The sequence below is a fragment of the Marinithermofilum abyssi genome (assembly GCF_014641195.1).
Taxonomy (GTDB): Bacteria; Bacillota; Bacilli; order Thermoactinomycetales; family DSM-45169; genus Marinithermofilum; species Marinithermofilum abyssi.
In genome coordinates this window covers 1-12991 of the sequence record NZ_BMHQ01000027.1, presented here as the reverse complement: position 1 = coordinate 12991, position 12991 = coordinate 1, and the positions used below count along the sequence as shown (strand labels likewise).

The window sequence follows — 12991 nt, the reverse complement described above, 5'->3', positions numbered from 1 at the left end:
AACATCAAGAACCAGTCCAAAGCTAGGGGGAAATTCAATGAAAAAGTGGATGGCAATGCTGGCTGTAGCCACTATTCTTACAGTAGGTATGCAAGCTGTTACCACAGTTCCTTCCGTTTCGGCCGCGGTGGCTGTTAACAACAATAATAACATGACTAACAATGATGACAATGATACCGATTGGGGTTGGATTGGACTGGCAGGATTGTTGGGACTGCTTGGATTAAGGAGAAAAGACGACAACCAAAAACGGTAAGGTTTCAAGGCGCCCTTTTGGGCGCCATTCAAAGCAATCATCTTATATTTGACAGACCAAAAAGTGTCCGTGCAAAAGCCCTCGGGAATTTTACCCGGGGCTTTTGCCATTTTGGAAGCCAAGAGGCGCTAGGTATCACAATGCAGGTAAGCCTTCACATGGTTCCCAGATCAATCAACTAATTTCCCCCTGACGATTTTTCCTCTTGCAACCGATAACCGACATGTCTTCGGTTTCCGCTAATATCTTTATGGTCACAAGAATCAACCAGGAGAGTGATGATGGTATTGAAAATTAATAGCCCCCAGAGCATTTGCCCTTATGTATGAGCCCTTTGATTTGTCCCGGTATTGAAATGGACCCTGGCGGAACCGACTTCGGGAGTCTATCTGGGGGATCTTCTCATAGGCAAGATGCTTTCGCGGCATAAACGGCTGTTCGAGCGTCATAGGACAACAAAAACACCGGGATAGGTGCAGCGTGGAATGCACCCACCGCTTACGGTGTTTTTGTTGGGGGCGAAAAAGCCGGCCGAATAACATTGTATGGATGCGCACCTCGTGACGTGAGCATGGATATGGCCTTAGGTTTACGTCGCCTGTTGATTTTCCTGTTGGTAATCGCAACGATCTTTGCATTGGTCAGCTTTGGCGGTTACTAAGGGATCGCTTTAGCCACACCCCAGTACGTCTTTATCGCGACAATCCGTTTGTTGATTGACGACGGGGCCAAGCGCTCCACCGTTTGCATATGGCTGATCCAATCGTGAAGATCCCGAGCGGTCACCGGGATCAAAGGGCTTACCGGTACTCGTTTCCCGCCAACGAGCAAGGATTTTTACGACACGAAGGTATTCTTGTTGGGTCAGTTCCCCCGTGCCTTCTTCCTGCAGCCAGGCCTGAAAGGCTTCTATGTACATCTACCTCTCCCCTCCCCTATTTTGGAAATGAAATTTCGTCTCTGTTGGTAATCGTTTTTAGCTACTCATGCCTTACCCTACCCTTTTCGTATTCTGTAAAGCTAAAACACCCTTGATTTTATCGTATTCTGTAAAGAAAAAACGGCCCTTTTGGGCTGTTTACTTTACAGAATGCATATTCGGTAAAGTCAATGGGCATTAAAAAAGCCACTCTCTTCCAGAGTGGCCCTAAATTTCGTAAATCGTTATAGTACCCCAATATATTATTGAAATTTTATATCAATCACGCAACTCCGTTACGTACCGCCGCGGGCGGCACTGGTCGGGCCTTGAGTAGGCATCCTGGCGCAGCCGTTTCATGGCTAAGACATGCGCTGCCGAGAACTGACAGGATGGTGCCCTGACGCCGAGCGGGGCAGCCAGCTTGAGTACTCGCTGCCCCGCTCAGGGTCAACCTACGGACTCCCCGGGAGCCGGGTAGCGCTTGGGCAGCTCGAGACCACGCTGCTCCATGACTTCACGCAGCCGGTCCGGGTAGTCGGTGATGATCCCGTCGACGCCGTCGTCGATGAGCTTGTGCATGGTGGGCGCGTCGTTAACCGTCCACGGGATGACCTTCATACCGTACCTGTGCGCTTCCTGCACCATGCGCTTCGTCACGTAGGGCTCATAGTTCTCGTCGGTAACTTTGCCGTTCTGCGGGAAACCGTGCACGGGGGAGATGGCGTCCGCGCCGAACGAGTGGGCGGCGGCGACGGGGTCGCCGTCGAAGTCGTCGATGTCAATTCCGCCCAACCACGGGGAGGCCCCCGGCTGGCCGGGCTGCAGGAACTGCGGACCGTTGGTGAGCGCCACGATGGGCAAGCGGGGCTCTACCTCGCGCATCCGCATCAGGGCGCCCCAATCGAAGCTCTGGATCGACACCCGGTCGAGCATGTCCGCCTCCCGTACCTCCTTAGCGACGATCTGCACGAACTCCTCACGTGGCGCGGTCTCCTCGGGTGCCCCCGCCTCAACCTTGGTCTCGATGTTCATCCAGACCTTGTCTGCGTTATAGCGCTTGACGAGGTCGAACACCTCGCTCAGCAACGGCATCCGCGCGCCGGGGCTCGGCCGCTGCTCCGGAAACTGCGGCAAGGTTTGCGATCCGCAGTCGAGTGTGCGGACCTGGGCGAGGGTGAGGTTCTTGACGTAGTCACCCACATAGGGGTACTCGGGGTCACCGGCAAACGCCGGGCCCGTGTCCCGGCACTTGGCGCCCGAGACCTTGCGGTCGTGCGTGACGACAGCCTGGTGATCCTCAGTGATCTGCACGTCGAGCTCGAGTGTGCTCACACCGACTTCGAGGGCGCGGGAGAACGAAGCGATCGTGGACTCGACGGTGAGCCCGATCCCGCCCCGGTGCGCCTGCAGGTCGAACCCATCGGGACCGTAACCCACTTCCCGGGCTTCTCGGGACGGGTCCTCAGCGGCCGAGGCGGGTTGTGCTAACTCTTGGCTGGCAGGTGTACCGGAACTTGCATAGGTGGCAGTGGGCATGCTAACCACAACCAGCAAAGCCAGCAACGCGCTTAACCGAGACATCAAATCATCTCCTTGTTTCAAAAAACTATTAATCCGAAAGACATTGGTATTGTAATTCAGTACTTTTAAGGATCATTTAACCTAACGTTTTCATTAAGTAATTGACCGGGCGGTTTTCCGCTTCTTTCGGACGAAGAGGTTCGTCAGGCTGTAAGTATTTCAATCCCGTTTAATACACAATCTCAGCCCGGTGGATTACCGGGCTGAAACGGCTTGATCATCACATGGTGACTTCTTTTTATTTGTCTACTTGACAGGGGTAAGTTTACCTTGCCTCTGGCGTCAAATCAGTCTTTAAAAAATGAAAAGAGTGTCTCCAAATTTATCTTTGGTTTTCGCCGATTTCTTTTTCGACCTTTATCCTTTGACTACTGATGTTTCTACTTTATTTTCTTGAGCAAAAAGCTTCTTTGCACCGGGTCGTCCATTTTCGACTTCCCATGACGATAACGTATAGGCTTTTACATTCGGATCGTTGGCAGAAGCTACGACTCTGTAATCACTTTTCCATGATTTGTGCGTTAGGTTGCATCGGACGTAACCCCGTAGGTCACCGTTAAAGAACTTTACATGTGGATTTACCGAGAGAGCCGCTTCAACAGCACCTGCCCATCCGCATCCAGAACTGATCGATGTCCCAACAAATTCGGTTGCGATCGTCTCGGATTCGGGATTATTGAAGTCGGCTTTCAGATCATTTACCCAGCTTGAGTGCCAATCTCCAGTGATGACAATCGGATTAGAAGGCTTACGCTGTTGAATGAAATCGAAGATACGTTTCCGTTGACCGGCGTAACCATCCCACTGATCATGGTTGACGCTGATCCCTTCTCCCGGATCATAATCATATTGCGCCATAATGGTCTGCTGGGCAAGAACATTCCAGCGTGCCTGGGAACGGTCGAGATTTTGAAACAGCCATTGCTCCTGCTCCACTCCTGTCATTGTTCTGGATGGATCCAAGGCTTCCGGTTGAAGCGGGGCACTCGGGAATCCGTCATGCAATTGATCATCGCGGTACTGGCGGGTGTCTAATACACTAAACTCAGCTAGATCACCAAAGGTGAATTTTCGGTATAGCTGAATATCAGGGCCATTAGGTTTCGATCGAGCCCGGAGTGGCAAGTGCTCGTAATAGGCCTGAAAGGCCGCAGCGCGCAAAGCAAGGAAACGCTCGCGTTCATTCGACTCCTCACCGTCCGGCTGGGATACATCATTCGCCCAGTTGTTTTCGACTTCATGGTCATCAAATGTAACAATGAACGGAAATTTTGCATGGGCAGCCTGCAAATCGGGAGAAGTTTTGTAAAGAGCGTGGAGAAGACGAAAATCGGCGAGGGTTTCCGTATCTCTTTTTTCATATATGTAATCGCCAAGGTGAATAACAAAATCCAGATCTTCCTCCGCCATATTTCGATAGGCGGCATAACGTCCACCCACCCACGCCTGACAGGAGGCAAAAGCAAATGAGAGATTGTCCACATGACTGCCGATAGCCGGAGCTGTTTTTGTTCTTCCGATCGGACTAATCTCATTCCCTGCTCTAAATCTATAATAGTACTCACGTCCTGGTTTCAAACCATGTACCTCTGCATGAACGGAATGCGCAAGTTCTGGTGTGGCAATTTCTGAACCAGCACGGACAATCCGATGAAACTGCTCATCCTCCGCCACTTCCCATTGAACGGGAATATTGGTGTTAGGCATCCCGCCCTTTCCGTCTGCCGCGAGAGGTTCGGGAGCCAGTCTAGTCCATAACACGACCCCATCCGGGAGAGGATCACCGGACGCAACACCAAGGGTGAACGGATATTTCGAGAACTTCATCGAAGCTTCGGCGTTATGTTGCATCATCGAATAAGGGAATGTTAATCCCAGAGCCGTCAGGACAGCTGTTTTTCCAGTTATACTAAGAAAAGTTCGTCTGTCCATTTTTTCCGGATTTTCGTTATCCAATTTCACCACTCCTTGCAATATTCATCATTAGCAGCATAAGAGAAAAGAATGAATTGGATATTAATAGAATGTTAAAGGAGATTTTAATGGGATCATCCACATACCGAGTGACTTTACAGAATCCATATTCGGTAAAGTTAGTAGGCATCAAAAAAACACTCTAATCCAGAGTGGTTCTCAGACCCATGCTGGTTATCTACGGGAGTCAGTTATTTCAAGGGTTCAAACTATAAAGCCCACCGACTGTGAGCTTTTAATCGTATTTTTGGGGAGCTGATAGCAAAATAAAAAAGGCCCATAAAGGCCCAACCCGGAATGAGAGAGTCAAAATGACGAGTAGCATAACCAATGACCAAGTTTATTTTATCAAAGCAGTCCGTATTTCCATGGGGATTTGCAAACGATTAACCGAATATTTACTCTATAGCAACACCCTTGTACTGGAAGGTTATACTTGCAAATTAAAATGGGATTATTCTCTTATCACATCTATTCTTCGGACCCGGACAAAAAAACAGCACTTCTTACGAATAATTAGTATAGGGGATGTAAATAACGTTGCTCTTGATTAGGCCTTTGTACTTATAGGCAAAAGAATTTACAGACCTGGAGGGGTATCATGAATGAACTGAAAATATCCAGCCAGTATCCGTATGTATACAAACTTAATTGAAATTATCCATTCAAGAGCTGAGAAAAAACGCCGACACTTGGAGGATATCACCATTCCATTGAAGGAGATCCATCATGTAGAGTTGTACAAACCACGGTGGCCTTTCAGCAAAGGATATATCCGCTTTTCATTAGATGGATCTTACCATGTCAAAAAAGACAGCCGTTCAGCAGGTCTGGAAAGCTTCTCCATGCTGTGTTCTACCATGAAGGAATATAAAATACTTGAGAAGATTAAGCGTGAGGTTGAAACTAAGATAGCGGTTTTTAAAAAGGACATGTTAGCAGAAGGAACGTAAGACAAGCCAACAAAAGCGTCTCATCTCTGAGTTCCCAATAATTACACACGACGAGTACGGATTTTTTCCCATCAAGACCACTTCACTTTACTACAGGAAACATCGTATTAAGGACTCTTAATGGGAGGGAATTCGTTTTGTTACTCCGACTGATCAGAAAATCATATTTACAACAGACAGCGATTACCATTACGTATCAAACTAAGAAAGGCATGGAACAATATACCGGATACGTCGTCGATGTTCTCCCTTTTGAAGAACGGCTGGTTATGCGAGTCGGGAAGAAGATTAAAAGATTTTTGTTGCAAAGCATTACTGAAGTAACAGAATAAAAGTATTCCTTGAATCAAAAAAGCCCCCTTTGCCCTGATTTATGCGGTGATTTGTTGGGGCTAGATATAGCGGAAATCGTGAAGGATATCCAAAAGAAACGGGGTAAACAAAGTAAAAAAGCACGGGCAAGATAAGGATAACGATAAAAGCCACCCTCTAAGGGGTGGCTTTTACTTGGGTGAACACTTAGTTTCCGCACATGTATAGCGGTTGAGGATCACTTGTTACCGATAGTTGTTCCGGATGTACGTACAGCTGAACACACCCAGTCCGTCGAAATACACATCTGTCAGGTTGGCGGGATCCGTGGCCATCTCTCCTCGGTAGGTCGAACCGTCATTGCCGTCATCCCATCCCCAGGCGGCGTTGGCGGCATTGTTCTTGCCATTGTCCCCTAGAAAGGTGCCCCAGCTGGCGAAAGTTTGGCTGTCATAACGGTGGTCCCAAAGACCGCTGGGAGCAAAGGTGTCCACCAGGTGATATTTGACGTTGCGATCATTGCCGTGGGAAGGCACTTCTCCCGTATTTTTGTCCGGGTAATAGACGACGCCGTCCCCTCCGGGGAAGTCATTGCCGTCCCAAGCTTTCGCCCCGTGGCCCTTGGCTTCCTGGAACGTGGTTGGCCGGGTGTAGCCGCCGTAAGAAACCATGCGGACCGTGCCGTCAATGTTTTCTCCACCGTCCCGGAGCGGGCTACCTGAAGGGGTGAAAGAGTAGAAATCCAGGTGGGAGACGGTAACCATTCCTTCCAGCTGCCCGTACGTACTGCCATCTTTTCGGACGATCATCAGGGCCCCTTCCATGTCGTTTTCATGGGTGTCCAGGCTGAAATCCGGATAATCGACCCAATCCCGGGGGTGGTAAAAGCTATACACCAAATACCAGTGCGTCGACGTTTCCACCACCGAATAATAGACCGTTCCAACGAGGCGGTTCACATCGCCGTCCTGATTCTCCCAATTGTTTTTTGTGTACCAATCCCCGTCATAGTCCACCGCGGTCAGGTAATCGGCATCCGCATCGGAATTATCCGTGTCCTGGTAATGCACCGGTGCCCAGCGGTATGCAAGATCCAAATCGCTCGCAGCTTCTGCTGATACAGGAAAGTGGAAGGAAGAAGCGATCAGCGACAGCATAACCAAGATGAACAACAACCGAAGCCGTTTCAAATTCTATTTCCTCCCTAAAATGTCCATGTTTAAAAACTTCCAGAAACGTTCAAACCACTTGAGCCCGGTGAATTACCGGGCTCAGGCGGTGATAGCATGAGTTAGCTTTTACAGGGATAGGACATTGAGGACAGCTATTTTTTATGGATTAGCTGTTCCTTCAGTGGGAGAGGATTGCGTATTTGCCCAGCTACCTCCGTTCGGAGACCGGTACCAGGACACATCGTAGCCTGAATTGGTATACGAATACTGATCCACGATGTTCCCGCTAGGATCTAACAGGGTAACGTCATCACCAGTGTTGTTGAAGTAACTACTCGTAGTCCAGACGTAATACTTACCAGGTGCCAAAGTTGTGCCGTTCGGAATGGTGTAAGGGCCACTTCCTCCACCCACGATGTCGTCAATGACATAGCCAGAAAGATCCACTGTCTGACTGCTGCCGTTATAAATCTCCACAAACTCATGGGGATAGCTTTGGTTAGCGGGTAAGACCTCATTGATCACAAGACCGGAAGGAGTGGATCCGCCGCCATCAGCTGGCGTGTATCCAGCTTGTTGGGCATCTTGTGCATTCCAGAAGAAAACACGGTTTTCCACGGGCACTTGCTTGTAATCTGCTGGCTGTACATATTTCTTGGTGTAGTAGTCACCTACATATTTATCTTGCTGACTTCCAGAAACTCGATCCCGGAATTCAAACGGAAGTTCCGGCAGTGGGTTTTGCGGATTCCAAATGTTACGCCCGGCATTTTTGGCTTCCAGCATGGCGGAGCGGTAAGTTTCGTAATACTTCATGTTGGGCCATATATAGTAGGTGACCGCATGTCCTTGCCGAAGCATTTCTTTATTTACATCCAGGTTGCCTTTCCAGATATGGGCTAACAAACGACCGTAAGCATCCGTTTCTTCTGTGTCGGTTTCGATCGTAATGGTCGTTCCCGGGGGCAAGAGCTGCTGGAGATACTCTTTTGCATTTGTTCCCCACGGATTTTGATTCTGACCGTTATAGTTGGTTTCTGGAGCATCAATGGATAACAGCCGGACTTTATCGGTTCCCAGTACCGGGTTGGTGAGATTGATGGTATCTCCATCTACTACGTATTCCACTGTCGCTTGATACGTGGCAGCAGCTGCCGGCTGTGGAATAACAGCAATCATTCCAATCAATAGTACGAATGTCATGAGGATTGAGGGAATTTTCCTCATATTGCAACACCTCCCTCAAAAGAATACACGAAGAATTAGCTTTCCCTTTTTAATTTTGCCTAAATTATTTATGGACTTTTTTTACAGAAAGTACCGACTGAAAGCCCACGGATTCATTCGTGGGATATGCGCTGGACGGTTGGAACCTTTCTTTCGGCGGGCTCAGGCTCCTTTTTTTGATGAATTTCCGCCCTCCCCTACGGCTTTAATGCAAGGTACACCCCTTATACGGCTGTCGATCACCTTGCAAACCGCTTTTTATCACAGACGGAGTAGTAACGGCAGCGTTGACATTGTGTTTTCTTTACTTTAACGAAGGTGTTTCCTGTTGCGTCAACTTTCCGGATCCGCTCGATTGTTCTCCAGAGTTGGTTTCTAAGTGAATAATCCCATTTGTATTTAAACCGTTGGCCGGAAGCATATCGTATTTCGCCACTTTCTACAGGAAGTTTGAAATGGACTTGAGCCAATCGCATATAAACAGCGAGCTGCATCTTGTGACTCTCGTAAGGATTCGTTCGATATTCGGGAAGATGAGTAGCTTTGACTTCCACGACATGGAGTTTATCACCGTTTTTCCATACCTCGTCCGGCTTCCCTTTTAATCCCCATTGATAATCCCACAGTGTCTTTCCTTCTCCTTTTTCATCGCTATAGATAAGTTCCCCCATACGGACATGGGGGGATTTTCCTTGTGGAACTTGGGTAGGATCACCGTTTGTTTTTGGATTTCGGCGTATAACCATCGCAAGGAGAAGAATGACTACGAGAAAACCTACTAACACATTTAGCACAGCTCCTCCTCCTTTCTCTATTTGATCATTTCCATCAAAAACGCGATGAATTAGAGACAGCCAATAGGATGAATACGATCGCGCAACCAACAGCGCAGCCATTGGTTGACGCCGTTCTCTGTGGCGGTTGAAATCGTTGGGCATACTGTTTGTGATAACTCCGTCCATCCTCCAACCGAGCGTCAATAAAAACGTTTTCCTCATCCTCGACATGAATCTTTCCGCCTTGCTCTAATTGTTTTAAACGGTACTGCTCTTGGCAATATACAAAATCGCCGATTTCCGTTGCGCTGTACCATTTTCTTTTTTTGCTCAACTCATCACCACCGCATTATTGAAGACTGGATTGAATACTTATCTTGCTTTCTGTACTTTTCTACTCCGTCTACCCCGCTTCTTTCGGATAACCCTCACGATTTCCGCTATATCCTCGCCCCAACAGATCCCCGCATAAATCAGGGCAAAGGGCCCAATAATCGAAGCAAACATCAGCTTGACTAGTGATTTGAATGCAAAGACCACTATATCCAAAATCAACATGGTCCGGATCGGGCCATAGACAATAAACCCATCACTCTCCGGCATGGATTGCCGTATGGACTCAGTGAATACAAACCAACCAGCGGGAATGCTGGTACACCAATAAACCGTCCAGGGATCCGGATGGGATAGATTCTCCAACGACACCCAGAAAGCGATCAGGGTGAGGGTAAAAACCTTCCCCCCGGGTCGATTCGTTCGTATCTTCGATCATCGGGATGGGGGAAAATCCAATCGCTATAGCGTACCAAATCGCGAAATAAAATAGGGCTTCAGCCTGTATGTTTCCTGGGTTTTATACACTTCCTTTTTATTACAACAGATGATAGGAAAGATGGTTATATAGATGGTTGTCTAGAAGGTTTCATGGATGGTTGTATAGATGGCTATGCAGATACCTTTATCGACTGTAGCCAATCGATCTCCTTCCCGGCTTCGAAGAAGTACATTTTGGGAATCACATCAAATTCTTCTCGGATATATTCCCATACCTCTTGCAGATCGGTGGCCCGTTTTTGGGAGGGAGCCACCCAGAGTACAGGGTTCAGATCTTGGATTTGGGTTAAGGTTTCGACGTACTCCCGCATCTTCTTTTCAATTTGTTGCGTCCACTCCGTGTCGTTGTCATATTCGAACCAAACCATTTGGCCATCAATGACACCCAGGGCATCTGGACGGATTACCTTTTTTCGATCGTATTTTTCGCCTAAATGGTCCAAGGAACGGAACAAATACGAAGTAGCTTCGTAACTCCCGTACCATTGGAGCTTTTCACAGCCAAAGGATTGGATAAGACGCAAGAGGATGTCATTCAGCCCCACGTAATGCCCCCAATGGCTATCCTGCTTCTCCTTGACGGTTCCCTGCTGCTCTAAGATGATTTGGCGGCAATATTGAATCCCTTTGACTCCCAGGGTATAGAGGTTATTTCTCTTGGCTGCTCGGGTGGGCCGTATGATCCGGATCCATGCATCTCGTGCTTCTTGGATGGATTGAGACAGGGTTTGATACTCCCGCCGCACCTCGGCGGGAGCCTCCCTTCTTTCCCCCCATTTGTTCTGAATCTCCTTTTTCAATTGCTCCAACCGGTCCCGATCCTCTACGGAAATCCCTTTGGATCGCCATTGGTGAATGACGTATCGGACGGTGTTATCTTTCCAATTTAGCACAGTTCCGATGTGGTTTCGGTCTGCAACCCCCAGCTCATCTAACACCATTAATAACCGTTCGTCTGCACGAAGATGGGGATGGTCTGTATAGTGGAAAATCATCTTCTCTCCTCCTTTTAGAGCTTCACTTTGGGTTTGCCGTTTGTGGACTTCTCTTCAAGCTCTTTGGGCTCTGTATTTGCTGATTTTCTCGTCTCCCACAGGCTTTCTAAGTAGGATTGGATTTCCTGTTCGGCTTCCTCGGCCGTTTTACAATCCCGGGCCATCGATGGATAGCCCAACTCCTCCAAAGCCTCGGCAAATGCTTTTTCTTTCGCTTGATCCCGCTTCGGTTTATCGTCGCCGTAATAGGTTGGCTGCCCTTGGTGATCCAGGATGTACGGCGGTTCTGTCCGGACAAAGAAGCGGACCGGATCCCCATCCTCATCGTCCGTGTATACACCACAATGAAGGTCCGACAGTTTTCGGATATCCTCTGCCTTGAATCCGGTGATGGCTTCCACCTCTCGGGCTGTTTCTTTACCGGATCGGAAGGCGATGATATTGCCGGAAATCTCCGTGATGGCCGCTTTCAGCTCTTTTTTCAGCTGATCCATAAACTGCGTCATCAGGATCAGTACCAGACCTCTGGCACGATCTTTGGGAATGATCTGTTGATGCATGACAGGTAGTTGTACTTCATGGGCCTCGTCCACGATCAGATAATGGTTGGACTGTTGGTTGGTCCGTTTGGAGCAGGCTTGATGATACAGGTTCGTGATATACCCCATCACCAAGCGGATTTCGTGCTGGCTTAACCCCTCCAGGTCATACAGGGCAATCTCTCCGTTTTGCATGATCTGTAAGGGATCCACGCTGGTTTTCTTTTGACCAAAGATCCGCCGCGTAATGGGGTTGTCTTTTAATTCCCCTAACCGGTTCAATACCGGTTCCACTTCTTTTCCGCCGAATTTCTCTTCCAGCTCTTCAATTTCCCTCGCCAGACGCCCATACGGACTGGTTTGTACTAAAAACCAAATTTCCTTCGATGTGCTGAACCGGCATTTCTACCCGAACCTCTGCCAATGCTCTCCCTCCTTTTATTTCTTCTCCCGCCGCGACTCCTCCCGGTAAGTTAGCTCGGAGGCAAAACGGTAAGTGGTTGATTTCGGAATCGATCAATACAAGGCAAAGTGATTTTCTGCTTTAAAATGCTTGTATTTGGCCCGCAGCTCCGCTTCATGGGAGCGTCCCTTTTTTCCGTTGGAGTTCACCATCAGCCAGGTCCCAAGGGGTACGATGATGAAGTGGTTGATGGCGACACCTCCAACAAAATCCATCTTTATTAGCCAATAAAAGGGCAGGATCGGCACCTGTTCTAAGGCGGTCAGCAAGATTTGCAAACCGAAAAAGTAAAGGGGAACCCTTTCGGGGATCCCCCTCGGATACCGCTTTTCAGCGAAAATCGGCCTTTTCGGTTAGTCACAGTATGTAAAAAAGCCACCCATAGTAGGGTGGCGGCATTCTCTTCGCCTCAGAGGAATTAGGGGGAAATTATAGCGGCCTTTCGTCATCCTGTTTTGAGTACATTCTTCGCTTCCTTTGGGTACAATATGTCAAGTACATTCTTCGCTTCCTTCGCGATATATTCCTTACACCCTGTCGCCTTCATCAGTCGTTTTCTACCAGGGACTTTGCCTATTTGTTTTTTGATATCAATCCCTTTTTGTACTACTCTTTCGATTTCTTCAACCGTCTCGCTACTTCGCTTGCGGTTCTTTAGCAACTTGGATATAATCAACACCTTTGTATTCACTTTCGTATCCACCTTCTCCGTATCCACCTTTGCCGTATCCACCTTCTCCGTGTCCACCTTCTCCGTATCCACCTTTGCCGTATCCACCTTCTCCGTGTCCACCTTCTCCGTATCCACCTTCTCCGTATCCACCTTCTCTGTGTCCACCTTTGCCGTATCCACCTTCTCCGTGTCCACCTTTGCCGTATCCACCTTCTCCGTGTCCACCTTCTCTGTGTCCACCTTTGCCGTATCCACCTTCTCCGTATCCACCTTCTCTGTGTCCACCTTTGCCGTATCCACCTTCTCCGTGTCCA

Annotated in this window: 13 protein-coding genes; 2 read left to right on the top strand and 11 right to left on the bottom strand. The window is 48.5% G+C overall.

Going from position 1 to position 12991, the window contains the following annotated elements; translation table 11 throughout:
• The first annotated feature begins 37 nt into the window (after positions 1 to 37).
• On the top strand, positions 38 to 256 hold the full coding sequence (locus IEW70_RS17495) for a WGxxGxxG family protein (protein ID WP_188649190.1): 219 nt from the start codon (positions 38 to 40) through the stop codon (positions 254 to 256).
• A gap of 670 nt (positions 257 to 926) precedes the next feature.
• Here IEW70_RS17495 and IEW70_RS17490 read toward each other — a convergent pair.
• The 3 genes from IEW70_RS17490 to IEW70_RS17480 form a co-directional block, all read right to left on the bottom strand.
• Positions 927 to 1175 carry a hypothetical protein gene (locus IEW70_RS17490; protein ID WP_188649189.1) on the bottom strand — a complete coding sequence of 83 codons (249 nt, stop codon included), beginning with the start codon at positions 1173 to 1175 and terminating at the stop codon, positions 927 to 929.
• Between the two features lie 450 nt (positions 1176 to 1625).
• Positions 1626 to 2759, bottom strand: a complete 1134-nt coding sequence (locus IEW70_RS17485) for a glycerophosphodiester phosphodiesterase (protein ID WP_229752082.1) — start codon at positions 2757 to 2759, stop codon at positions 1626 to 1628.
• 357 nt (positions 2760 to 3116) lie between these two features.
• Complete coding sequence (locus IEW70_RS17480) at positions 3117 to 4715, bottom strand: alkaline phosphatase D family protein (RefSeq protein ID WP_229752081.1); 1599 nt, start codon at positions 4713 to 4715, stop codon at positions 3117 to 3119.
• 731 nt (positions 4716 to 5446) lie between these two features.
• Between IEW70_RS17480 and IEW70_RS17475 the strand changes: the two genes are divergently transcribed.
• Positions 5447 to 5686, top strand: coding sequence for a hypothetical protein (locus IEW70_RS17475; protein WP_188649188.1), 240 nt, complete (start codon positions 5447 to 5449; stop codon positions 5684 to 5686).
• A gap of 557 nt (positions 5687 to 6243) precedes the next feature.
• Here the strand turns inward: IEW70_RS17475 and IEW70_RS17470 are convergent.
• The 8 genes from IEW70_RS17470 to IEW70_RS17435 all read right to left on the bottom strand — a co-directional run.
• Positions 6244 to 7188: a hypothetical protein gene (locus IEW70_RS17470; RefSeq protein ID WP_229752080.1), complete on the bottom strand. Its 945-nt coding sequence runs from the start codon at positions 7186 to 7188 to the stop codon at positions 6244 to 6246.
• A gap of 141 nt (positions 7189 to 7329) precedes the next feature.
• On the bottom strand, positions 7330 to 8397 hold the full coding sequence (locus IEW70_RS17465) for a lamin tail domain-containing protein (RefSeq protein ID WP_188649187.1): 1068 nt from the start codon (positions 8395 to 8397) through the stop codon (positions 7330 to 7332).
• 239 nt (positions 8398 to 8636) lie between these two features.
• Entirely contained in the window at positions 8637 to 9191 is a 555-nt protein-coding gene (locus IEW70_RS17460; protein ID WP_188649186.1) for a CRISPR-associated protein Cas4, read from the bottom strand.
• A 34-nt stretch (positions 9192 to 9225) separates the two neighbouring features.
• Positions 9226 to 9507 carry a hypothetical protein gene (locus tag IEW70_RS17455; RefSeq protein ID WP_188649185.1) on the bottom strand — a complete coding sequence of 94 codons (282 nt, stop codon included), beginning with the start codon at positions 9505 to 9507 and terminating at the stop codon, positions 9226 to 9228.
• A gap of 610 nt (positions 9508 to 10117) precedes the next feature.
• Complete coding sequence (locus IEW70_RS17450; protein WP_188649184.1) at positions 10118 to 11002, bottom strand: replication-relaxation family protein; 885 nt, start codon at positions 11000 to 11002, stop codon at positions 10118 to 10120.
• A gap of 14 nt (positions 11003 to 11016) precedes the next feature.
• Entirely contained in the window at positions 11017 to 11835 is an 819-nt protein-coding gene (locus IEW70_RS17445; protein WP_188649183.1) for a type IV secretory system conjugative DNA transfer family protein, read from the bottom strand.
• A gap of 222 nt (positions 11836 to 12057) precedes the next feature.
• Entirely contained in the window at positions 12058 to 12273 is a 216-nt protein-coding gene (locus IEW70_RS17440; protein WP_188649182.1) for a hypothetical protein, read from the bottom strand.
• Between the two features lie 176 nt (positions 12274 to 12449).
• Positions 12450 to 12991, bottom strand: a 542-nt coding sequence (locus tag IEW70_RS17435; RefSeq protein ID WP_229752079.1) for a hypothetical protein, incomplete at its 5' end; no start/stop codon positions are given.